Origin of the sequence: Azospirillum sp. A26, from assembly GCF_042604635.1 — a bacterium.
Taxonomy (GTDB): Bacteria; Pseudomonadota; Alphaproteobacteria; order Azospirillales; family Azospirillaceae; genus Azospirillum; species Azospirillum palustre.
In genome coordinates, this window is sequence record NZ_CP170472.1 from 520,805 (window position 1) to 543,170 (window position 22,366).

The 22,366-nt window shown below is 69.4% G+C and carries 20 protein-coding genes; 12 read left to right on the forward strand and 8 right to left on the reverse strand.

The genetic code is table 11. The annotated features are described in order from the left end of the window. Positions 1-84: 84 nt before the first annotated feature. The 6 genes from ABNQ39_RS03005 to ABNQ39_RS03030 all read left to right on the forward strand — a co-directional run bounded on the left by ABNQ39_RS03005 (position 85) and on the right by ABNQ39_RS03030 (position 6,949). A complete protein-coding gene (locus ABNQ39_RS03005; RefSeq protein ID WP_376958806.1) occupies positions 85-2,568 on the forward strand; it encodes a methyl-accepting chemotaxis protein in 2,484 nt (827 codons plus the stop codon). Between the two features lie 234 nt (positions 2,569-2,802). Further along, on the forward strand, positions 2,803-4,443 hold the full coding sequence (locus ABNQ39_RS03010) for a sensor histidine kinase (protein WP_376958808.1): 1,641 nt from the start codon (positions 2,803-2,805) through the stop codon (positions 4,441-4,443). Positions 4,444-4,485: 42 nt separating this feature from the next. Then, complete coding sequence (locus ABNQ39_RS03015; protein ID WP_376958810.1) at positions 4,486-4,635, forward strand: hypothetical protein; 150 nt, start codon at positions 4,486-4,488, stop codon at positions 4,633-4,635. Between the two features lie 45 nt (positions 4,636-4,680). Beyond that, positions 4,681-6,057, forward strand: coding sequence for a response regulator (locus tag ABNQ39_RS03020; RefSeq protein WP_376958812.1), 1,377 nt, complete (start codon positions 4,681-4,683; stop codon positions 6,055-6,057). 143 nt (positions 6,058-6,200) lie between these two features. Beyond that, a complete protein-coding gene (locus ABNQ39_RS03025; RefSeq protein ID WP_376958814.1) occupies positions 6,201-6,599 on the forward strand; it encodes a response regulator in 399 nt (132 codons plus the stop codon). Next, a complete protein-coding gene (locus tag ABNQ39_RS03030; protein WP_376958816.1) occupies positions 6,596-6,949 on the forward strand; it encodes a hypothetical protein in 354 nt (117 codons plus the stop codon). Before ABNQ39_RS03025 ends, ABNQ39_RS03030 begins: the two co-directional genes overlap by 4 nt. A 6-nt stretch (positions 6,950-6,955) precedes the next feature. On the opposite strand, the gene ABNQ39_RS03035 is transcribed toward ABNQ39_RS03030, so the two are convergent. After that, positions 6,956-7,561, reverse strand: coding sequence for a nitrogen fixation protein NifQ (locus ABNQ39_RS03035; RefSeq protein WP_376958818.1), 606 nt, complete (start codon positions 7,559-7,561; stop codon positions 6,956-6,958). Between the two features lie 102 nt (positions 7,562-7,663). Continuing rightward, entirely contained in the window at positions 7,664-8,125 is a 462-nt protein-coding gene (locus ABNQ39_RS03040) for a CoxG family protein (RefSeq protein ID WP_376958820.1), read from the reverse strand. A 137-nt stretch (positions 8,126-8,262) separates the two neighbouring features. Here ABNQ39_RS03040 and ABNQ39_RS03045 point away from each other — a divergent pair, with 137 nt between their 5' ends. The 5 genes from ABNQ39_RS03045 to ABNQ39_RS03065 all read left to right on the forward strand — a co-directional run bounded on the left by ABNQ39_RS03045 (position 8,263) and on the right by ABNQ39_RS03065 (position 14,051). Beyond that, on the forward strand, positions 8,263-8,682 hold the full coding sequence (locus ABNQ39_RS03045; protein WP_376958822.1) for a secondary thiamine-phosphate synthase enzyme YjbQ: 420 nt from the start codon (positions 8,263-8,265) through the stop codon (positions 8,680-8,682). A gap of 179 nt (positions 8,683-8,861) precedes the next feature. Further along, the gene (locus tag ABNQ39_RS03050) at positions 8,862-10,475 is read left to right on the forward strand and encodes a DegQ family serine endoprotease (protein ID WP_376958824.1); all 1,614 of its coding nucleotides are present in this window, start codon (positions 8,862-8,864) and stop codon (positions 10,473-10,475) included. 90 nt (positions 10,476-10,565) lie between these two features. Continuing rightward, positions 10,566-11,246, forward strand: a complete 681-nt coding sequence (locus ABNQ39_RS03055; RefSeq protein ID WP_098740149.1) for a winged helix-turn-helix domain-containing protein — start codon at positions 10,566-10,568, stop codon at positions 11,244-11,246. Positions 11,247-11,271: 25 nt separating this feature from the next. Further along, positions 11,272-12,705, forward strand: a complete 1,434-nt coding sequence (locus tag ABNQ39_RS03060) for a sensor histidine kinase (RefSeq protein WP_376958826.1) — start codon at positions 11,272-11,274, stop codon at positions 12,703-12,705. Positions 12,706-12,944: 239 nt separating this feature from the next. Further along, a complete protein-coding gene (locus tag ABNQ39_RS03065; protein ID WP_376958828.1) occupies positions 12,945-14,051 on the forward strand; it encodes an AI-2E family transporter in 1,107 nt (368 codons plus the stop codon). A gap of 10 nt (positions 14,052-14,061) precedes the next feature. Here ABNQ39_RS03065 and ABNQ39_RS03070 read toward each other — a convergent pair whose 3' ends face one another. From ABNQ39_RS03070 to ABNQ39_RS03080, 3 genes are all read right to left on the reverse strand, one after another. Then, the gene (locus tag ABNQ39_RS03070) at positions 14,062-15,618 is read right to left on the reverse strand and encodes an MDR family MFS transporter (RefSeq protein ID WP_376958830.1); all 1,557 of its coding nucleotides are present in this window, start codon (positions 15,616-15,618) and stop codon (positions 14,062-14,064) included. 176 nt (positions 15,619-15,794) lie between these two features. Continuing rightward, on the reverse strand, positions 15,795-17,546 hold the full coding sequence (gene sppA, locus ABNQ39_RS03075; protein WP_376958832.1) for a signal peptide peptidase SppA: 1,752 nt from the start codon (positions 17,544-17,546) through the stop codon (positions 15,795-15,797). A gap of 71 nt (positions 17,547-17,617) precedes the next feature. After that, positions 17,618-18,190 carry a peroxidase-related enzyme gene (locus ABNQ39_RS03080; protein ID WP_376958834.1) on the reverse strand — a complete coding sequence of 191 codons (573 nt, stop codon included), beginning with the start codon at positions 18,188-18,190 and terminating at the stop codon, positions 17,618-17,620. Positions 18,191-18,355: 165 nt separating this feature from the next. On the opposite strand from ABNQ39_RS03080, the gene ABNQ39_RS03085 reads away from it, so the two are divergent. Continuing rightward, positions 18,356-19,423 carry a response regulator gene (locus ABNQ39_RS03085; RefSeq protein WP_376958836.1) on the forward strand — a complete coding sequence of 356 codons (1,068 nt, stop codon included), beginning with the start codon at positions 18,356-18,358 and terminating at the stop codon, positions 19,421-19,423. Between the two features lie 6 nt (positions 19,424-19,429). Here the strand turns inward: ABNQ39_RS03085 and ABNQ39_RS03090 are convergent, their stop codons facing one another. From ABNQ39_RS03090 to ABNQ39_RS03100, 3 genes are all read right to left on the reverse strand, one after another. Then, entirely contained in the window at positions 19,430-19,726 is a 297-nt protein-coding gene (locus ABNQ39_RS03090) for a type II toxin-antitoxin system RelE/ParE family toxin (protein WP_376958838.1), read from the reverse strand. Positions 19,727-19,735: 9 nt separating this feature from the next. Next, a complete protein-coding gene (locus ABNQ39_RS03095) occupies positions 19,736-20,032 on the reverse strand; it encodes a hypothetical protein (RefSeq protein ID WP_376958840.1) in 297 nt (98 codons plus the stop codon). 96 nt (positions 20,033-20,128) lie between these two features. Further along, a complete protein-coding gene (locus ABNQ39_RS03100) occupies positions 20,129-22,201 on the reverse strand; it encodes a methyl-accepting chemotaxis protein (RefSeq protein ID WP_376958842.1) in 2,073 nt (690 codons plus the stop codon). Positions 22,202-22,366: the final 165 nt, after the last annotated feature.

The window sequence follows — 22,366 nt, forward strand, 5'->3', positions numbered from 1 at the left end:
TCCTCCGGTCGCGACCCGTCGCGCCGGCTTGCCTGCCCGAACGCGCCCCCGAACGTGCCCATTGTCTGACGAGGCCCCGTCCCCATGCGTCTCAACGAACCGATCACCGACCGTGAAATCGTGATGGAAGACGGTGTCCTGCTGGTGTCGCGTACCGACACGGGCGGGCGCATCACCTTCGTCAACAAGGCCTTCGCCGACATCAGCGGCTATGCCGAATCCGAGCTGATCGGGGCCCCGCACAATCTGATCCGGCATCCGCACATGCCGAAGGAAGCCTTCGCCGACCTGTGGGCGACCATCAAGGACGGCCGGCCATGGGAAGGGCTGGTGAAGAACCGGACCAAGGACGGCGATTTCTATTGGGTCCGCGCCAACGTCACGCCGGTGATCGAGAACGGGACGGTAACCGGCTTCATCTCGATCCGCACCAAGCCGTCGCGCGATCAGGTGGCGGCGACGGAACGGCTCTATTCCGACATCCGCGAGGGCAGGGCGCGCCATCTGACGGTGCGCGACGGGCAGGCGGTCGGGCGCGGCGCCGGGGCGGGGTTCCGCCGCTGGATGGCGACGGTGACCGGGCGGCTGACCCTGATCTTCGCCTTCATGATCCTGTCGATGCTGGCGGTCGGCGGCGTCACGCTGCGCGGCATGTCCGACAGCAACGCGTCGCTGAAGATGGTGTACGAGCACCGCACGGTGCCGGCGGTCCAGATCGGCGAGATTCTGGACCATATGCGCGACAATGTGCAGACCTTGCAGCGGCTGATCATCGACGCCCGCGACGGCACCGATCCCAAGGCGATGGCGCAGCGCGAGGAGCGCATCGCCGGCAATGCCGCCACCATCGACCGGCTGTGGGCGGACTATGTCACCACCTTCATGACGCCGGAGGAGACGATTCTGGCGGACCGCTTCGCCAAGCAGCGTGCCGCCTTCCTGAACGAAGGGCTGAAGCCGGCGGTGGAGCTGGCGCGCCAGGGCGATTCGCTGCGGCTGGAGGTCCTGGTCCGCGACCGCATCGACCCGCTGTTCCAGGCCGCCTTCCAGACCAACAAGGATCTGCTGCAACTGCAATTGACGGTCGCCAAGGGCGAGTATGAGGGGGCGCTGGAGGATTTCCGCTGGCATCTGGTGTTCGCCGTGGCCGCCGGGCTGGCCGTCCTGCTGGGGGCGGTGTTCTGCGGGCTCTTGCTGCTGCGCACCGTCCGCCGCCCGCTCGCCGCCTTCTCGGTCGATTTCGACGCCATCGCCCGCAACGACCAGACCCACATCATCGACCTGCCGGCCGCGGCCGAATTCCATCTCATCGCCGGCCAGCTGCGCGGCTTGAAGGCGCGCCTGTGCTATGCCGTGCAGGAGCGTGTCGAGCGTGCCCGCCATGCCGACGAGGAACGGCGCCGCGCCCTGGAAAACATGGCGTCGACGGTGGAGCGGGAGGCCGGCCGCGCGGTGGAGGAGGTCGCCCAGCGCACCGGCGCCATGGCAGACGATGCCGAGGGCATGTCCGGTTCGGCCGAGCGGGTCAGCATCAACGCCCAGACCGTGGCGTCCGCCGCCGGGCAGGCGCTGGCGAACGCCCAGACCGTCGCCGCCGCCAGCGAGGAGCTGGCCGCCTCGATCCGCGAGATCTCCTCGCAGGTCGCCCATTCCAGCGCGGTGACCCGCCGCGCGGTGGAGAGCGGCCATCACACCCAGGCCACCATCCGCTCGCTGTCGGAGACGGTGGCGAAGGTGGGCGAGGTGGTCAACCTGATCCAGTCCATCGCCGGCCAGACCAATCTGCTGGCGCTGAACGCGACCATCGAGGCGGCGCGGGCGGGGGAAGCCGGCAAGGGCTTCGCCGTGGTGGCGCAGGAGGTCAAGAACCTCGCCAACCAGACCGCATCCTCGACCGAGGAGATCACCCGCCAGATCACCGCGATCCAGGCGGTGACCGACGAGGCGGTGCAGGCGGTCGAGGAAATCGGCCGGACCATCGCCGAGATCGACCACATCGCCGGTTCCATCGCCGCGGCGATGGAGCAGCAGTCGGCCGCCACCCAGGAGATCAGCCGCAACGTGGTGGAGACCTCCACGGCGGCGCAGGAAGTGTCGTACCGCATCGCCGCGGTCTCGGAGGAGGCCGACCGCACCGGCGAACAGGCCACCCATGTCAAGAACGGGTCCGGCGACGTCGCCCGCTCCATCGAGAGTCTGCGGCAGGTTCTGGTCCGCATCGTCCGCACCTCCACCGGCGATGCCGACCGGCGGCGCAAGCCGCGTTTCCAGGTGGACGAGACGGGAACCCTGCTGATCGGCGGCGACCGGCTGGCGGTGACCGTGCGCAACCTGTCCATCGGCGGCGCCATGATCGATCCGGTGACGACGACCGACGGCCGCTCGCTGGCGGGAGCCATCGGTCATCTGCGGCTCGACCGCTACGCGGCGGAGGTGGCGGTGGTGGTGAAGGCGGTGGAGCACAGCCGCATCCATCTGGCCTTCGATGCGGAGAAGATGGCGGGCGATTTCGCGCGGGCCGTGGAGATCGCCACCAAGAACCGCCCGCCGGTCGACGTGGCGGCCTGACCGCAGGGCGGATAAGCCTGCCGCTCCGTCATCGATCGGTCGCACCGAACGCTACGCATCGTCTTCATCCCGCATATCGGTGACTTATCTCCTGTGACAATTTCACAGGGGGAGTCCTTGCCGGGTGACGGGATATGATTGCGGTCATTGCCGGCGGTGCATGCAGTTTTAAGCATCCCGTCCGCTGTACGGAACCCTTCGATCTGTCCACACTGAGGAGGCACGGATCCGATCATGACGGCGCAGCCATTGACCGCGCCGCGCCGGCCGGCCGTCCTGCGCCGCCTGCTGGCCGGCGGACTGCGCATCTGGAAGCCCGCCGCCGTCCAGGCGGTGGTGACGCTGGTGCTGCTGGTCGGCTATGTCTGGATGGCCGACGTCTATGTCCGTGTCCTGGTGGCCGAACACCGCGCCACCGCGGCGCTGACCGCATCGTCGCTCGCCGGCACCCTGTCGAGCGCGCTGAACGAGCGCCTTGCCCTGGTCCGAGGCCTGACCGCCTTCGTCGAGGTCGCGTCCGGCACCGGCAACCTCGCCGACCAGTTCCCGCGCTATGCGGAGGGGCTGCGGCGGTCGGTGGTGGGGGTGCGCACCATCTCCGCCGCCCCCGATTTCGTCGTCCGCATCGTCTATCCGATGGAAGGCAACGAGAAGGTGCTGGGCAACGACCTGCTGCGGGACGCCCGGCCGGGCTTCGCCGATACGGTGCAGCGCGCCATCGTCAGCCGCGACGTGACCGTCCATGGCCCGGTCACCCTGTTGAAGGGCGGGCAGGGGCTGATCGCCCGCCAGATCGTCTCTGGACCGGGCAAGCCCTGGGGCGCGGTCGGGCTGGTGTTCGACGTCGGCGCCATCCTGAACGAGGTGCGGTTCGACCGGCTCCCGGCGCATCTGGGATTCGCCGTGGTGACCGACGACGGTCGGCAGGTGGCCGGCGACGCCCTGGCGCTGAAGGGCGACCCGCTGGTCGAGCGGATCAACCTGCCCGACGGCTATTGGCATCTGGCGCTGGCCCCGCGCACCGGCTGGGAGGGGCTCGCCCGTGGCGATCCGACCTTCCGCGGCTTCCAACTGGCCTTCTTCCTGCTGTCGCTGCTGATCGAAACGGTGACCTTGATGGCCATCGGCCGCCGCCACACGCTGGAACGGCAGGTCGACCTGCGCACCGCCGCGCTTGGCCGTGCCAAGAACGAGCTGGAGCGGTTCGCCCATGCCACCGCCCACGATCTGCAGGAGCCGCTGCGCGCCATCGCCAGCTACGTCCAGCTGCTGGAGCGCCAGCAGAAGGGCAGGCTGGACGAGGAGAGCGAGGGCTTCATCCGCGAGATCGTCGACGGCGCCGGGCGGCTGAAGATGCTGCTGCGCGATGTGCAGCTCTTCCTGGCGGAGGACCGGGTGCCGCTCGGCTGCAGCGTCATCCCGGCCGGCGATCCGCTGAAGGCGGCGCTGGCGGCGCTGGCGCGGCGCATCGCCGATGCCGGCGCCGCCGTGACCGTGGCCGAGCTGCCGTCGGTGCAGGCCGACGAGCGCCGGCTGCGCGAGATCTTCATCGTGCTGATCGCCAACGCCATCGAATACCGCCATCCCTACCGCGCGGCGGAGGTGCAGATTTCCCACCGGCGGGTCGACGGGCATGACGTGATCGACGTGCGCGACAATGGCATCGGCATCGAACCGCGCCACCGCGACCAGATTTTCGAGGTGTTCCGGCGCCTGCATCCGCGCGACGAGCATCCCGGCACCGGCATGGGGCTGGCCATCGCCCGCAAGATGGTGGAACGGCTGGGCGGCCGCCTCACCGTCCTGTCCAGCCCCGGCGTCGGCAGCACCTTCTCCATTCATCTGCCCCATCCCTCCTACCGAGGAGTCCCCTGATGCAGGACCTGTCGACCCCCTTCGAGATCCTGCTGGTCGAGGATGAGGACGCTTGGCCGCGCCACCCAAGCGCTGTATGAGGCGAAGGCGGCGGGCCGCAACCGCGTGGTGATCGGCGACGGCCATCCCGGCCCGGTCCTTGCCCCGGCTTCCGTTTCCACAGCCTCCGTTCCCACATCCATCGCCGGCTGACGGTTCGTTCGAGGAAAAATGGCAGAAGGATTCAAGGCCCAACCCATGATCCAACCCAGGTCGGCTGCAAATGAGGCGGTGCTTCTGGTGTCGCAGGCGGCGGCACTCGCCGGAGGGCTCGCCCCGCTTTTTCCGGAGCTGGCGCGGGTGGACACGGTGGCCGCCGCCTTGGACCGGCTGCGCGGCGGCGGTATGGCGGCGGGGGAAACGGTGGTGCTTCTCGACACTCCCGCGGTGGCGGCGGTCGAGGCGCTGGCCCGGCTGGAACCGGCCCCGGCGGTGGTGGTCCTGCTGCCGGACGGGCAGGGGCACGATGTTGCGGGCTTCATCGCGGCGGGCGCGCAGGATGCATTGCCGGCAGGCGACGGAAATGCTCTGCGCAGCGCGGTGTCGGCCGCCCGCCGGCGCCAGATGCGGGAGAACCGGCTGCGGGCGGCGTTGGCCGAGGCGCAGCGGGGCCGGGCCGAGGCTGCAACGCTGCTCGACGCGGCGGGGGCTGCGGTTGCGGCGGTGCTCGATCCGATGATGGCGCTCACGGCCGCCGCGCTGGAGTCGCCGCTGCTGCCGCGCCAGCAGGACCGGCTGCTTGCCGTCCAGGCTGCGGGCGCCGCCCTGCGGACCACCATGGCGGCCCTGCGCCCGGTGGGGCCGGGCGCTGAGGAAAGCCTGACGCTGGCGGCACTGGCCGCCGATGCGACGGCGGCAACGGCGAGGGCGGTGACGGCAAACGCGGTAACGATTGAAGGCGGGGCGGACGAGGAGTTCACCGGCGATGCCGCAGGGCTGCGGGGCTTGCTGACGCTGCTGGCAGTTGAGGCAGGAGCGTCGCTGTCCCTGTCGCTGCGGCCGGCGGGCGATGCCGCCGAGTTGACGCTGCGGCGCCGGGGACCGGCCCGGCTGCGCCCCCTGGTGCTGGCCGCGGTCCAGCCGCTGGTGCGGCGCCTGAGCGGGCATCTGCCGACCGACGGGCCGGATGGCGCGGCGGGGGAGTGGCTGACCGTTCTCATCCCGGTGCGGACCGTGCTGCGCCCCGCCGCCCTGTCGGTCCTGCTGGTGGAGGACAACCCCATCGGCCGTCTGGTGGCCGCCGGTTTCTTCAAGGCGCTGGGCCACACGGTGACGACGGCGGAGGACGGGGCGCAGGGGCTGGCCGCCGCGACGGACAGGCGGTTCGACCTGATCGTGATGGACGTGCAGATGCCGGTGATGGACGGCCATGAGGCTGCCCGCGCCATCCGCGCCCTGCCAGGGGAGGCCGGCCGCGTGCCCATCGTGGCGTTGACCGCCGGCACCGATGCCGGGGACGACGCGCGCTGCCGCGCCGCCGGGATGGACGATTGCCTGCACAAGCCGCTGACCATGGAGCGTCTGCGCACGGTTCTGGAGCGCTTGTTCCCCGGCCGGGTCCAGGCCGGCGGCTGACGGCTCCGGTATTACAGATTGTCGGAAAATTTACAGAACCAAAATCATATTGCATCCGCCGGTAACCGACCTTCGATTGCCCGCCACCGGTTCGGACGGTATCAGTGGGATGCGGTGTGGTGGCTGGAGACATGGGAGTGGATATGCAGGCGATCGACTATTCCCAGTTTCGGATCCTGGTCGTCGAGGACCAGCCCTTCGTCCGCCGCACCATCGTCCAGATCCTGAGCCAGATCGGCTTCCGCGACGTGACGGAGGCCGACAACGGCGAGTCGGCGATGTACGAGTGCATCCGCGTCAATCCCGACCTGATCGTCTGCGACATCGATATGAAGCCGGTCTCCGGCCTGCAATTCCTGGCCCGTCTGCGCGCCAGCACCGAAGCCGCCAACCCCCGCGGCCCGGTGGTGTTCCTGACCAACCACACCGAATCCGAGATCGTGAAGCAGGCGATGTCGCTGGGCGTCAACGGTTTCGTGGTCAAGCCGCCCTCCTTCGCCGCCCTGAAGGAGCGGGTCGACCGGCTGCTGGGCGGGCGGTGAGGCGTCTGGTTCTGCTCGCCGCGCTGCTGCTCGCCGCCTGTTCGGGCGAGCCGTCGGAGGGCGACATGCGCAAGCTGGTGGAGGCGCACACCCGCCGCACGCTGGAGCGCCAGGGCAATACCGCCTTCCGTGCCTTCGACAATTTCCGCAAGCAGGGCTGCGTCGAGGCGAAGCCGAAGGGCGGCCCAACCGGCAGCAGCCCTGACGGCAGCGGCCGGTATGACTGCTATTACGCCGCCACCTTCGTGCCGCAGCCGGGCCAGCCGCCGCTGACCGTCAACGGCAAGGGCCGCTTCCGCCACACCGACAAGGGCATGGCCTTCGAGGATCTGGGCGCCCAGCCGCGCTGAGCGTCTTTACCCGTTGCGCGCCAGGCGGGAGAGGGTGGACAGCGGATCCCCGGCCTCCTCGCCGAAACAGACCTCGACGTCGTCGCACACCTCGCAGTTGGGGGACTTGCACAGCATCAGCCCCTCGCGCTCGCAAAGCTGGCGATAGAAGAACTTCTTCCATTTCATGTCGCTGGAATTCAGCGCCACCAGCGCCGGAAAATGCCGCCGGAACATGGTGTTGAGTTCGCCGCGGTCGTGGAACCCCATATCCTGCCACAGATGGTTGGGCTCCAGCGAGCGGCGGGCCAGGATGGCGGCCAGCCAGCGCTCCTCGTCGGCTCCCCTGGCACCATGCTCGGCCAGGAAGGCCCGCAAATCGGCCTCTTCGATGGCGTCCTCGCCGGCGTCGTCCCCGCCGGGGAGGGCGGCGACGGCGACGGCGAAATCGGGCGCGTGTCTTGCGGCAAGCTCCGTCAACTCGGCCTTGGTCAGCGCCAGCGATCCTGTCATCGTCCGCGCCGGATCGGCGGCGGCAAGCGCCAGGATGCGGCCGAAGATCATGCGGTCGGTGGTGTCATCCGCAACGGGAATTCGGTCAAGGCTGTGGGCAGTGGGCTGGGACAGGACCACTCGGCATCTCCACCGGCAAAGAGCACCCGCGACGCCTGCTATCCTGACCCATGATGCTGCGCCTGCGAAAGGCGCTCTCCAGCCCTGCGGCATTGCGCCGCATCACACATCCTCTTGCTCCGGGCGGGCGTCGACTTCCTCCGCGAAGCGCTCGAAGAAGCCGGCGAGCACGCGGTCGGTCTTGGCCTGCACCAGCTTCACCGCCAGCCGGCCGACCGCACCGCCCAGCGCCACCGACAGGCTGTAGGTCAGCCGGGTCCGGCCGTCCTCCTCCTCCAGCACCACGAAGGCCTCGCCCTTCACTGCACCGGCCAGCCCGCCATTGCCCTGGGCGACCAGCCGGTAGCGGTGGGCGCCGTCTTCCGGCTCCAGCCGCAGCCGGCCGGAGAAGCGCGCCTTCATCGGCCCAAGCGTGGTGCGGACCCGTGCGGCATAGTCGGTGGACGACAGCCGCTCCATCTCTTCCAGCACGGGGATGCAGCGCATCAGCACCGCCGGGTCGCAGAGCGCCGCGAACACGCGGTCGCGCGGTCCGGGAACGCTGTGGGTGCCGGTGATGTCCATGCGCCGTCTTCCTCCCTGGCCTTCCGACAGAAACAGTGCGCCCATCGATTTCGTTCGGGCGAACCGTTGGGGTAGAGACATCTGGTATTGCCCGTCCCCGGAACCAAGCCAAAGAACCATAAAGGAGACCGCACGCCATGCGACAAGCCGTCACGACGCTGACCGTTCCCACCCGCGGCGCCGGGCTGGTCGAGGTGACCGCCCAGGTCCGGCGCTGGGTGGCCGAGCAGGGGATGGACACCGGGCTGCTAACGCTGCTCTGCCGCCACACCTCGGCCTCCCTGACCATCCAGGAGAATGCCGATCCCGACGTGCAGGCCGACCTTCTGCGCTTCTTCCGCCGTCTGGTCGCGGAGGACCCGTCGCTCTATGCCCACACCACCGAAGGGCCGGACGACATGCCCGCCCACATCCGCTCCGCCCTGACCGGCGTCAGCCTGTCGATCCCGGTGATGGCGGGGGAGCCGGCGCTTGGCACCTGGCAGGGCATCTACCTGTTCGAACACCGCGCCCGGCCGCACTGGCGGGAGATCGCACTGCATCTGATCGGCGAGTAGGCCCGCAAGACCGATCCGGCCGATCCAGCCGGCCAGCCTGAAATTTCTTTCATCCGGTCGCAAGGCGGCGGTGAAGGGCGGGTTCCTATGTTGGGGACAACAGCGGTGAGGTGCCGCGGCGGCCGGACCGCCCGCCCACCTCCCCACAGTCGGAATCGCCTGATCGGAGTGTCGCCGTCATGACCACCCTTCCTCCCGCCAATTCCCAGTCGAAGCGCGAGACCCGGAGCGAAATCGGGCGTGCGGGCCGCCTGCGCCGGACCGTCGCCGCCCTGCTGCTGGGCTCCACGGTGCTGACGGCTCCGGCGCTGACCGGCTGGGCGGTTTCGCAGGCACAGCAGAACGCCACCCCGCCGGCCGTCGCCATGGTGCAGGACACGCCGGCCAGCTTCGCCGACCTCGCCGCCAAGGTCAGCCCGGCCGTGGTCAACATCGCCGCCACCCAGGAGGCCAAGGCCGAAGCGCGGACCCAGCGCGGCCCGGCGATCCCCGGTGTGCCCCCCGGCACGCCGTTCGAGGAGTTCTTCCGCCAGTTCCAGGACCAGATGAACCGGAATGGCGGTCCCAATGGCGGCCCTGACGGCGACCAGGATCAGGACCAGGGGGGTCCGCGCGGCAAGACCGGGGCGCTCGGATCCGGCTTCATCATCGACCCGGCCGGCTATGTCGTGACCAACAACCACGTCATCGACGGCGCCAGCGAGATCACCGTCACCCTGCAGGACGGCACCGCCATGCCGGCCAAGCTGATCGGCCGCGACGCCAAGACCGACCTCGCGCTCCTGAAGGTGAAGTCGGACAAACCGCTGCCGTCGGTCGATTGGGCAGACAGCGACAAGACCCGCGTCGGCGACTGGGTGATGGCGGTCGGCAACCCGTTCGGGCTGGGCGGCACCGTCACCAAGGGCATCGTGTCGGCCCGCGGCCGCGACATCCACAGCGGCCCCTACGACGATTACTTCCAGCTCGACGCCGCCATCAACCGCGGCAACTCGGGCGGCCCGACCTTCGACCTCAGCGGCCGGGTGATCGGCATCAACACCGCCATCTATTCGCCCAACGGCGGGTCGGTCGGCATCGGCTTCGCCATCCCCTCCAACCTCGCCAAAGAGGTGGTGGCCCAGCTGAAGGACAGCGGCAAGGTCGAGCGCGGCTGGCTCGGCGTGAAGATCCAGGAGGTGACGCCGGACATCGCCGACAGCGTCGGGCTGCCCAGCGCCAAGGGCGCCCTGGTGGCCGAGGTGACCGCCGACAGCCCGGCCCAGCGCGCCGGCCTGCATCAGGGCGACGTGGTGCTGTCCTACGCCGGCAAGCCGGTCAACAACCTGCGCGACCTGACCCGCCATGTCGCCGACACCAAGGCCGGCGACACGGTGGACCTGAAGATCCTGCGCGAGGGCCGCGAGAAGACGGTGCCGGTGCGCATCGACCGCCTGTCCGAACAGCAGCAGATGGCCGCCGCCGAGACCGACTCCGGCAAGGGCTCCGCCGAGCACGAGGATGTCGCGCCGGTGAAGGGGCTGAAGCTCGCCCCGCTGGACCGGGCGGCGCGCAAGCGGCTGGGCATCGGCGAGGATATCCAGGGCGTCGTGGTGACCGGCCTGTCCTCCAGCGTCGACGTGCCGATCCGTCCCGGCGACGTGATCGAGCGGGTCGGCGACACCCTGGTGAAGAGCCCGGCCGACGTCCGCCATCAGGTGAGCGAGGCCGAAAAGGCGGGGCAGAAGGCTCTGCTGATGCTGATCAACCGGCAGGGCAACGAGTCCTTCGTCGCGCTGAAGCTGAAGGCGTGAGGCAACGCGCTCTCTGAGTGACGGAAAGTCCGGCCGGGCACGACACCCTCGTGCTTGGCCGGGCTGTTTTGGGAGGCTACACTCGTGCTCATGAAGATTCTCGTCATAGAAGATGATCGCCAGGCCGCCAGCTACCTTGCCAAGGGGTTGAAGGAGGCCGGCCATGTGGTGGACGTCGCCAACGACGGGAAGGAGGGCCTGTTCCTGGCCGGGGCCGAGCATTACGACGTGATGGTCGTCGACCGCATGCTGCCCGGCCGCGACGGCCTGTCGCTGGTCCAGGTGCTGCGGGCGGCCGGCAACGACACGCCCGTCCTGTTCTTGTCGGCGCTGGGCAGCGTCGACGACCGGGTGAAGGGGCTGAAGGCCGGCGGCGACGATTACCTGACCAAGCCCTTCGCCTTTTCCGAGCTGCTGGCGCGGATCGAGGTGCTGGTGCGCCGGCGCGGTGCCGCCCAGCCGCAGACCCGCCTGTCGGTCGGCGATCTGGAACTCGATTTGCTGTCGCGCAGCGTCAGGCGCGCCGGCAAGGCCATCGACCTGCTGCCGCGCGAGTTCTCGCTGCTGGAATATCTGATGCGCAATGCCGGCAGCGTGGTGACCCGTACCATGATGCTGGAGAATGTGTGGGACTATCATTTCGATCCGCAGACCAACGTGATCGACGTGCACATCGCCCGTCTGCGCCAGAAGATCGACAAGGATTTCCCCACCCCCCTGATCCACACCGTGCGCGGCGCCGGCTACAGTCTGCGCGCGGCGGAGGCGTAAGGGTCCCGATGGAATTGCGTGACGCATGAGGCATGAGGGCGCGGCCGCCGCCGGCCTGCACGGCTTCGTCGCAGCCGTGCTGCGGCTGGTGCGGACCACGGCGTTCCGGCTGGCGCTGCTCTATCTGGCGATGTTCGTCCTGTCGGTCGGGCTGATCCTGGGCGTCGTCTACCGCACCACCGCGGGATTCCTGGAGCAGGAGATCGGCGAGACCATCGCACTGGAGGTCGCCGGCCTGCAGGACCATTACCGCAACTACGGGCTGCCCGGCCTCGTCGATGTGGTGCGGACGCGCAGCGCGGTCGCCAACAACAACTCCATCTATCTGCTGACCACGGCGGCCGGGGTGATCCTGGCCGGCAACCTGTCGGGCTGGCCGGCGGCGGTGCCCAACGCCAGCGGCTGGACCCATTTCAAGGTCGCCGACTATGGCGGGGTGACCGACCGTCCCTCCACCGCCCAGGCGGTGACCTTCACGCTGCCGGGGCAATTCCGCCTGCTGGTCGGCCGCGACATGAGCGAGATCGACCAGCTGCGCACCCGGATGTTCCGCTCGCTCGGCTGGATCCTGGGGGCGACCGCCCTGCTCGGGCTGGGCGGCGGGCTGCTGATGAGCCGCGGCGCCATGCGGCGGATCGAGGCGATCAACCGCACCACCCGCCAGATCATGAGCGGCGATCTGACCGACCGCGTGCCGCGCTTCGGCGGCGGCGACGAGATGGACCGGCTGGCCGGCAACCTCAACGCCATGCTGGACCGCATCGAACGGCTGATGACCGGCATGAAGCAGGTGACCGACAGCGTCGCCCACGACCTGCGCACGCCGCTGACCCGCCTGCGCTCCCGCATCGAACTGGCCCTGCTGCACGAGACGGAGGACCCGGAAGTCTATCGTTCCGTGTTGCAGGACACCATCGTCGAGGCCGACCGGCTGCTCGCCACCTTCACCGCCCTGCTGTCGATTGCGGAGGCGGAATCGGGCGCCAAGCGGCAGGACTTCGTGGCGGTCGATCTGGCGGAGGTGGTGGAACTCGCCGCCGACCTCTACGAGCCGGTGGCGGAGGAGCGGGGGCAGCGCCTGTCGGTCGACATCCGCGGCAAGCCGGTCGTCCACGGCAACGGGCAGCTTCTGGCCCAGGCGGTGTCGAACCTGCTGGACAACGCCATCAAATACACGCCGGACGGCGGCAGCATCGTGCTGGTCCTCGACGGTCACGCCCCCGGCCGCGCCGCCTGCATCGAGGTCGCCGACAGCGGTCCCGGCATTCCGCCGGACATGCGCGACAAGGTTCTGCAACGCTTTGTCCGGCTGGACACCGCCCGCGCCTCGCCCGGCAACGGGTTGGGGCTGAGCCTCGTCGATGCGGTGGCGACGCTGCATGGCGCGAAGCTGGAGCTGAGCGACAACCAGCCCGGTCTGAAGGTCAGCCTGGTGTTCCCGCCCGAGGCGCGCCGGTAAGGGAGGCCGATAGCAGGCCAAAAAAAAGCCCGCCGTGAGGCGGGCTCTTCAAGTGACATCAGCGAGAATGACTCCTTGGCGTCACTGCTGATATGGGGCGGTTCGGGGCCGCTTCCATATCGATCTTCGGACTACCGCCGACGGCCTAGCCTGCCGACGGTGCGCAACGTCTGCGGACCTCGCGCGTTCTTCCCGCGAGGCTGTCCCTCCGGCGGCCGCGAGTGCGGGAGTTTGAAGAGATGGCGACACCCAGCCGGCCCACCGCCTATCAAGCGATACCCCCCGGCGGCGGGGCGGCCCAGAACGAGCCGCCGACGGAGACCGAGCCGCCGGCACGGGCCGGGCGCGGCGAACTGGCCGTCTTCACTTGGAAGGTGCTGATCGTCGCCGGGGTGGCGGCGCTGAGCATCTTCCTGTGGCGGATCTCCGGCACGCTTCTGCTGATCTTCACCGGCGTCCTGTTCGCCATCCTGTTGCAGCGGCTGACCGGCTATGTGCAGCGGGCGACCGGGCTCGGCCATGGCTGGTCGCTGGCCATCGTGCTGCTGACGCTGGTCCTTCTGGTCGGCGGCGGCGGCTGGCTGATGGGCACCTCGATGGCGGCCCAGCTCGGCCAGTTGCAGGAGCAGGTGACCAAGGCGATGGGCATGCTGCCCGACGGCTGGCGCGACCGCATCATGGAGCAGGGCAAGGAATGGCCCTGGATGAACCAGCTGAGCAGCTTCGCCTCCGGCCTCGTCTATGTCGTCGGCGACGCGGTTGTGGTGATGTTCGCGGCGCTCTATCTGGCGGCGTCGCCGGGGCTCTATCAGCGCGGCGTCGTTCTGCTGGTGCCGCCGCGCGGGCAGAAGCGGGCCTGCGAGGTGATGGATGTGGCCGGCGACAGCCTGTGGAAATGGCTGATCGGACAGCTGGTGGCGATGGCGGCGGTCGGCACGATGATCGCGGTCGGGCTGTGGCTGCTCGGGATCCCGTCGGCGCTGGCGTTGGGCATCGTGGCGGGGCTGATGGAGTTCATCCCACTGGTCGGCCCCTTCCTGGCGGCGGTGCCGGCCCTGCTGATCGGCTTCGCCCAGTCGCCGCAGGACGCGCTGTGGGTCGCCGGGCTCTATCTGGTCATCCAGCAGATCGAAGGGAACGTGATCACGCCGCTGCTGCAGAAGCGGGTGGTCGATCTGCCGCCGGTGGTCACCATCGGCGCGATTGCCGCCGGCGGCGTGCTGTTCGGCATCATGGGCATGTTCCTGGCGACGCCGCTCGCCGTCGTCGCGCTGGTGCTGGTCAATTTGCTTTATATCGAGGACAAGCTGGGGCAGCCCAGGCACTTCCCCAGCGATCATTCCTGACGGCTGGCGGTTAGCCTTCTGCCGCCGGAGCGGTCTCCGCCCGGCCGGGATTGGCGGAGCGCAGAGGCAGTTCCTTCAAAAACAGCGTCATGGCGAAGGAGACGACCGCCAGCGCGGCGGCCAGCAGGAAGAGGGTGGCGAAGCCATGCTCCAGCGTCGCCACCACCCCGCTGCGGGCGGCGGCGGGCAGGCCGGCGAGGGCGGCGGCGCCATGTTCCAGAACCGCGCGGCCGGACAGGCCGGCCCCTTCCAGCCGTTCGGACACCACGGCGTTGAAGACGGCGCCGAACACCGCGACGCCGACCGACCCGCCGAGCGAGCGGAAGAAGCCGACCGCGGCGGTGGCGGCGCCCAGGTCGCGATGCTCCACCGCATTCTGCACGGCGACCGTCATCACCGGCATCACCAGCCCCAGCCCCATGCCCAGCGGCACCAGGATCAGCGTCGACCACAGCCCGTCCGCCGCCAGCGCCGGCAGGCTGCCCAGCAGGGCGTACATCACGCCCGACAGGGCCAGACCGGCCAGCGGGAAGGCCTTGTAGCGCCCGGTCCTGGCGATCAGCCGTCCGCCGCCGACCGACCCGACGGTCATGCCCAGCACCAGCGGCAGCAGCAGCAGGCCCGACACCGTGGCGCTGGTCCCCTGCACCAGCTGGAGATGCAGCGGCAGATAGACGATGCCGGCGAACAGCACCATCGCCGACACGGCGACCACCGGCGTCGCCACCGCCACCACCGGGCGGCGGAACAGGTGCAGCGGCAGGATCGGCTCCTCGATCCGGCGCTCGTGCCAGAGGAAGACCACCAGCATGACGAGGCCGGCCGCCAGCAGGGCCAGCGCCGCCGGGCTGCCCCAACCCATGGCGTCGCCGCGGGTGGCGACGACCAGCAGGCTGGTCACCGCCCCGGTCAGCAGAGCTGCGCCAGCCAGATCGATCCGCGGCTTGGCGCGGCCGGCGGGCAGGCGCGACAGGGTGCTGCGGGTCATGGCGAGTGCGGCGACGCCCAGCGGCAGGTTGATCAGGAAGATCCAGTGCCAGCCGATGGTCTCGGTGAAGATGCCGCCCAGCAGCGGCCCGGCGACGCTGGCGAGCGCGAAGACGCCGCCGATCATGCCCTGGTACCGCCCGCGCTCGCGCGGGGCGACGACATCGCCGATGATGGTGAAGGCCAGCGACATCAGCCCGCCGCCGCCCAGCCCCTGCAACCCGCGGAACAGGATCAGCTGCGTCATGCTCTGCGCCGCGGCGCACAGGACGGAGCCGACCAGGAACAGCAGGATCGCCGTTTGCAGCACGCGCTTGCGGCCATAGAGGTCCGACAGCTTGCCGTAGATCGGCGTCGTGGTGGTGGAGGTCAGCAGATAGGCGGTGACCACCCAGGGCAGCATCTCCAGCCCGCCGAACTGGCTCGCCATCGTCGGCAGCGCGGTGGCGACGATGGTCTGGTCCATCGCCGCCATCAGCATCGCCAGCGCCACCCCGCTGAACACCCGCAGGATTTCCTGGTGGGTGAAGACGGGATGGGCCGAATCGGGCTCTGCGGCGCGGGTGGCGGTCTCGGTCATGGTCAGGCGTCTCGGACGTGAAGAACTTCGAACAGTGAGGTCCCCCTCTCCCCCCCGGGGAGAGGGTCGGGGTGAGGGGGATGCACGGGGAGGATTCTCGGGTAAGGGCCGCCGCGCGCCCCCCTCACCCTAACCCTCTCCCCGGGGGGGAGAGGGGATTTTTCCGAGCGTTCGGCTCACTGCCCGAGCGACATCGGCGGCATGCGGGCCTGAACGCCCTCGCCCTGGGTGGCGGCCAGCAGCGGGCGGAGTTGCGCCAGCAGGGGGCGGAGTTCCGCCACTGCGGTGAGCGCGCCGACCAACTCGCCCTTGCGGGACACCAGATCGAGGATCTGGTCGGTCACCGACTTCGGCGGCGGGTAGGGGATCAGGCTCACCGGGGCATCGGGGGAGAGGCCGGCGGCGGTGCGGGCCAGCGTCAGCGCCTGTTCCTGGCCGCCCAGATCGTCGACGAGGCCGAGGTCGCGGGCCTGGGCGCCGGTCCAGACGCGGCCCTTGGCGATGCCGCGCGCCTGTTCCGGCGTCATCCGCCGGGCCTCCGCCACCCGTTGCAGGAAGTTGGCGTAGGTGTCCTCGATGATGGCGTTCAGCCGGTCGGATTCGCCGCCTTCGAAGGGATGCAGCGGCGACCACATGCCGGCATTCTTCGCGCCCTGCACCCGGTCCCAATGAATGCCCAGCTTGTCGGATAGGCCGCCGATGGCGAATTTGCCGGCGACGACGCCGATGGAGCCGGTGACGGTGGCGGGGGAGGCGACGATGCGGTCGGCGGCCAGCGCAATCCAGTAGCCGCCCGACGCGGCGGTGTCGCCCATGCTGGCGATCACCGGCTTGCCGCTCTGCCGCGCCTTGATCAGGGCCCGCCGGATCGCCTCCGACGCGGAAACCGCGCCGCCGCCGCTGTCGATGCGGAACAGGATGGCGCGCACCTCCGGATCGTTGGCCGCTTCCTCGATGGCCTTGACGATGGTCTCCGACCCGGCGGACATCCCGCCCAGCGTCGGCTTGCCGCTCTCGCCGCCGGTGATGGTGCCGACGGCGTGGATCAGGGCGATGGTCGGCCCCTCGCCGTTGGGGCTGCCGGCGACCGACAGGTAATCGGCCGGATCCAGCGTCTCCGCCCCGGCGCCCGCCCGCTTCAGCGCCTCGTCCCGCGCCTCGTCGGCATAGCCGAGCCGGTCGACGAATTTCTGGTCGAGCGCCTCCTTGCTCAGCAGCGGCGCCTTGTCCATGGCGGTCCGCACCGCGGCGGGGGCGAGGCGCCGGCTCTTGGCGATGCCGTCGACCAGCTGGTTGCCGAGGTCGCCGACCAGCGCCTCCATCATCTCGCGGTTGGCCGGGGTCATGCCGGACTTGGTGAAGGTCTCGGCGAAGCTCTTGTATTCCTCGCGCTGGGCGAAGCTCGGCTGCACGCCCAGCTGGTCGAAGGCGTCGCGGGCGAAGGGCAGCTCCGCCGACAGGCCGGTGATGCCGAGCGTGCCCAGCGGTTGCAGCCACACCTCGTCGAAGGCGCTCGCCAGCAGGTAGGAGCGGTTGCCGGCCCCGGCCCCGCCATACTCCTCGGCGAAGGCGACGGCGAAGCGGCCCGAGGCGCGGAACCGCTCGATGGCGGTCCGCAGCTCCTGGGTCTGGGCGAAGCCTATGCTGTCGTCGCCGAAGCGGGCCAGCACGCCCTTCACCTTCGGGTCGCGCCGGCCGCCGTCGAGCGCGTCCAGCACCTCGCGCAGCGTGGTCTGGTGCTCGAACAGGCTGCCGAACTTACCGTCGTCGCTCTCGGCCAGCGGCCTGGTTAGGTCGAGTTCCAGCACCACGGCGGCGGGCAGGGTGGGTTCGTGACGGACCGCCAGCACCACCACCGCCACCGCGCCGACCACCAGCAGCAGGCCGATGAGCGCGAACAGACGGACGAAGAAACGGACGATCGCCATGACACCTACCCTGTGTGGCCTTGAAGACTATCGATAAGGCTGCCGATGGAAGACCGGGACTTATCCGGCCCTCAGCGGTCCTGGCTGTGGTACTCGCGGTTCGGGATCATGTCCACCGCGGTCGCCACGCGGTTGGACATGTTGTAGAAGCCGACCGTGTCGGCAATGTCGAAGATGTCCTCGGCGCTGAATCCGGCGGCGCGCAGCGCCTCGCGGTCGGGCTCGCCCACCGACATCGGCTCCTTGGTCAGCTTCCAGGCGAAGTCGAGCATGGCGCGCTGGCGGGGCTCCAGCGGGGCGACGCGGTAATTGGCGACCAGCATCTCGCCCAGCTCAGGATCGCCCGACAGCTTGCGCACCGCCTGCCCATGGGCGACCAGGCAGTAATAGCAATGGTTGGCGGAGGAGACGACCACCGCGATCATCTCGCGCTCGAGCTTGCTGAGACCGCTCTGGCCCAGCATCAGCTCGTTGTAGGCCATGGCGAAGTTGCGCAGCTTCTTCGGCCGCAGGCTGTAGGCCTGGAGCACGTTCGGTACGAAGCCCAGCTTTTCCACGCACTTGTCGAACAGGGCCTGCATGTCGGGGTCGAGGTCCGGCTTTTCCGGCAGGGGCAGGGCCATGACGTGATCGGGTTGCGGCATCGGGCGAGTCCTCTCCTTTGATTGCTGGGCCTTTCGGCCGGGGGAGGGTAACCGCCACCGCGCGGTTTGTCTTCCGTTCCGCTTGTCGCTCGCCAATCGGGTCCGGTTGTGCCAGAAGTGGAAACTGAATGCGGGAATATGTCCCGGTCGGCGAAACAGACGGCGATGACCCAGCCGAAGCTCGATCTTCTCTCGGTCCTGGTGGTGGAGGACAGCAGCTTCATCCGCACGGTCCTGACGGCGACTCTGCGCACCATCGGCATCGGCCGGGTCGAGGGGGTGGCGAGCGGCGCCGACGCCATCCGCTGGCTGGAGGAGCGCCGCGCGGCCTTGCCGCCGGGCACCGCCCCGGTCGACCTGATCCTGTCCGATCTGGTGATGCCCGAGGTGAACGGGCTGATGCTGCTGCGCTGGATCCGCTCCAGCCCGAAGAGCCCGGACAAGTTCCTGCCGGTGCTGATGCTGTCGGGGGCTGCCGACCGGCATTATGTGGAGCAGGCGCGCGATCTCGGTGCCACCGACTTCATCGCCAAGCCCTTTTCCGCCCAGACCATCGCCAGCCGGCTGCTGTTCGCCATCGCCCGGCCGCGCCGCTTCGTGCTGGCCAAGGGCTATTTCGGCCCCGACCGCCGCCGCGCCGACAAGCCGGTGGCGATGGATTGCCGGATGACCTCGCCGTCGGAAATCCTGGTTGTGCACAGCGCGTCGAAGGCGCGCGGCATCGACCGCTTTCCCGTCATCTATTTCGACCTGCCCAACCGGCTGGGCGCCAAGGCCGGCCTCGCCCCGCGCGACCCGGTGCCGACCCTGCCGCCGGAGGTGCTGGCCGCCGCGGAGGAAGAGATTCTGAACCGTGCCGGCGACTATGCCGTCTGGATCGGCGCGGAGGTGGACGAGATGGGCCGCCGCGTCGACCGCCTGCCGCGCGAGCCGGCCGCTGTGGCCGGCCTGCTGGCCCAGGTCAACCGCTCGGCCCACGAGATGCGGGGGCAGGGCGGCATCTTCGGCTATCCGCTGATCACCCACATCGCCAAGTCGCTCTACGAGGCGACCCGCAGCGGCCTGACCACGGTGACCACCAACGAGCATCTGCTGTTCAAGGCCCATGTCGACGCGATCAGGGCGGTGATGACCGGCCGCGTCAGCGGCGACGGCGGCGCCACCGGCCAGCAGCTTCTAGCATCGCTGGAGGTGGCGAAGCGGAAATACGCGAAGGCGACCGGGGTGGGGTGAGGGAGGCTATTCCTTCATCACCTGCGGCAAGTCGCGCGCACCGTGGACGATGCGGATCACGATGACCCGGTCCGCTTCCGCGGCTCTATATATGATCAGGTAGGGTGAAACGGACAGGCTGCGCAAGCCAACGCCCAACTCTGGACGGCTTCGGCCGATTGCGGGCATCGACGCGATCTTCCTGCAATGATCCCGGATATCCAAGACCATGCGGATGGCGGCCAGCGGATTGTCCTGGGCGATATAGTCGCCGATGCTCTCAAGATCGGCTTCCGCGGCGGCGGTGAAATCCAGCCGTGCCATTGCTGTCGATCAACCCTGTCCGGGCTCTCCCGCCTTGGCATATTTGGCGATCAGACGTTCGAACAGCGTCTCGCCGTCCGTCGTCCGCCCTGCATCCGCGTCCTCCAGTCCGACAACGACGTCGTCCTTCAACGACTGCCGGCGTTCCTCTTCGCTCTCATCGACCGGTTCGATGGTCACCCGGAAGCGGGTTCCGGCCGGCGGGCGGACGGGGAGGGCGGCCGTGATCGCTCGTGGCAGTTCCTCCGCCGGAATTGTCGCCGTCACTTTGGAGGGGCGTGCCGGCGGGGTCGGCGAAACGGGCATCGCGGGGCTCTCCAGGAGAGAAAACGGACCGTCATCAGGATACATGCCTCGCTCGGGGGTGGAAAGCGGCGACCGCCACGCCGCTCCCCGTCCCCCTCACGCCGCCCGGATCTTCCCGATGAAGTCGGCGACGTCGCTGCGCAGCCCGTCCGCGTTGCGCTTCAGCGCGTCGGCCATCGACAGCACCTCCTTCGCCATGGCGCCGGCCCGGCTGGCCTCGGTGCCGACCAGGGAGGCGTTGTGCGACACCTGATCGGTGCCGTCGGCGGCTTGCCGGACGTTGCGGCCGATCTCCGCGGTGGCGGCGTTCTGCTCCTCCACGGCGGCGGCGACCGCGGAAATGTTTTCCTCGATGTGGGTGACGATGCTGCCGATGTCGTCGATGGCGCTGACGGTGTGGCCGGTCGCCGCCTGGATTTCGGCCACCTTGGCGGTGATGTCCTCGGTCGCCTTCGCCGTCTGGTTGGCGAGGGTCTTCACCTCCTGCGCCACCACCGCGAAGCCCTTGCCGGCTTCGCCCGCGCGGGCGGCCTCGATGGTGGCGTTGAGGGCGAGAAGGTTGGTCTGGCTGGCGATGTCGGTGATCATCCGCACGATCTCGCCCACCTGCTGGGCGGCGCCGCTGAGATCGGCGATGACGTCGGCGGTGCGCCGGACGTCGCCGACCGCCCGCTCCGCCATCTCGGTCGAGCCCGCCATCTGGCGTCCGATCTCGGCGATGGAGGCGGTCAACTGCTCCGCCGCCGCGGCGACGGCCTGGACATTGTCGGATGCCCCTTCGGACGCGCGGGCGACGGAGAGGACATGGACTTCGGTCTCCGAGGCGATGTGGCTCATCTGCTGGGCATTGCCGCGCAGGCCGGTGGCCGCCCCCGCCAGCTGTTCGGCGACCTTTTCGATGTGGCGGTCGAACGCCTCGACCAGCTGTTCCAGCCGTTCGGCTTCGCGCAGCCGGTCTTCCTGGTGTTGCCGCTGCTCCGCGGCGAGCCGGTCGGCCTCGGCGAGGCTGAGACGGAACTGGTCGAGGCTGCGCGCCATGGCGCCCAGCTCGTCGGCGCGTTCGGCGCCGTGGATGGCCAGCCCGCGCTCGCCGGCTTCCAGCCGCGCCATGTCGCCGTTCAGGCGGGCGATGGGCCGGGTGATGTTGCGGGCGACGAGGACGGCGATCAGCGTCATGGCGACCAGCAGCATCGCCAGACCGGCGGCCATGCCGACCAGCCGGGTCATCGACTCCTGCGCGTCGCGGCTGGCGAGCCCGATCAGGTCGTCGGCCACGCGGGTCTCGACGCTGCGCAGCATGTCGATGGTGACGGTGATGGTGTCGAACCATTTGCCGGCATCGATCCGCTCGCCCTCGGCGCCATAGGCCGAGGCGATGCCGATCCGCCGCATCCGCTCCACCTCCGCGATGGCCGGTCCGGCGACGGTCCGGTCGAAATAGCCGGCCTGCTCGGCCGTCAGCGTGTTCTTCAGCCCGCCCATCAGCGCCTTGTATTCGCCGGACAGTTCGATGAAGCGTTCATGCGCGTCGATGGGGAAACGGTCCTTGCGGAAGGCGCCGCCGCCCACGGCGCGCTGCTGGCCCAGCCGCTCCTTCGCCTCCGACAGGGAGACCAGGGCGTCGGCGGCGCGCAGCTGGTCGCTGCCGTCGGACAGGGAGCGGGCCTGCCCGGCGGCGTCGAGCAGCCTGCGGATCATGGCGGTGTAGCTCGCCACCACCTCCATCGAGGATTGCGCCATGCCGTCGACGCCGGTGCGCAGGCCGGACAGCTGCGACAGTGCGTCGCGGGCGCCGCCGATCGCCGCGGCAACCCGCGGGTCGCCGATCCGGGCCTCGGCGAATTGCCGGTTCAGGTCGGCCATCCGGGCGTCGGCGGCGGTCCGCACCGTCTCCAGGCGTCCGCGGTCTTCGGCGAGCTTGCCGCCGAGGAAGATGGAGGAGGAGCCGCGTTCCTTCTGAAGCTCGTGCACGAGGCTGGTCATGCCCACCGACAGCCGGGTGACGGAGGCGAGATCGGACGCCCGGCGGCTCGCCTCGACCTGTTCCCACACCAGCAGCGACGACAGCACGACCACGCCCGCCATCGGAACCGACAGGGCCAGCGCCATCTTGCGCGCGAAGCGCATGTCGCCGAGCAGCCGATCCGCGACCTTCAAAAGCGAAACCATCTTACGACTCCAACATCCTTGACCGTTGCGGCATGGCGACGAAAGTTCCAAGCCGAAGGTATGAAAGCTAATGAGTTAAAGCACAGTTAGGTTTAACCACGACGTTGGTAGGGAGATTGTTAAGTCACTCCATCAACCGGCGCTCATGAGGCCGTCGCGGTCAAA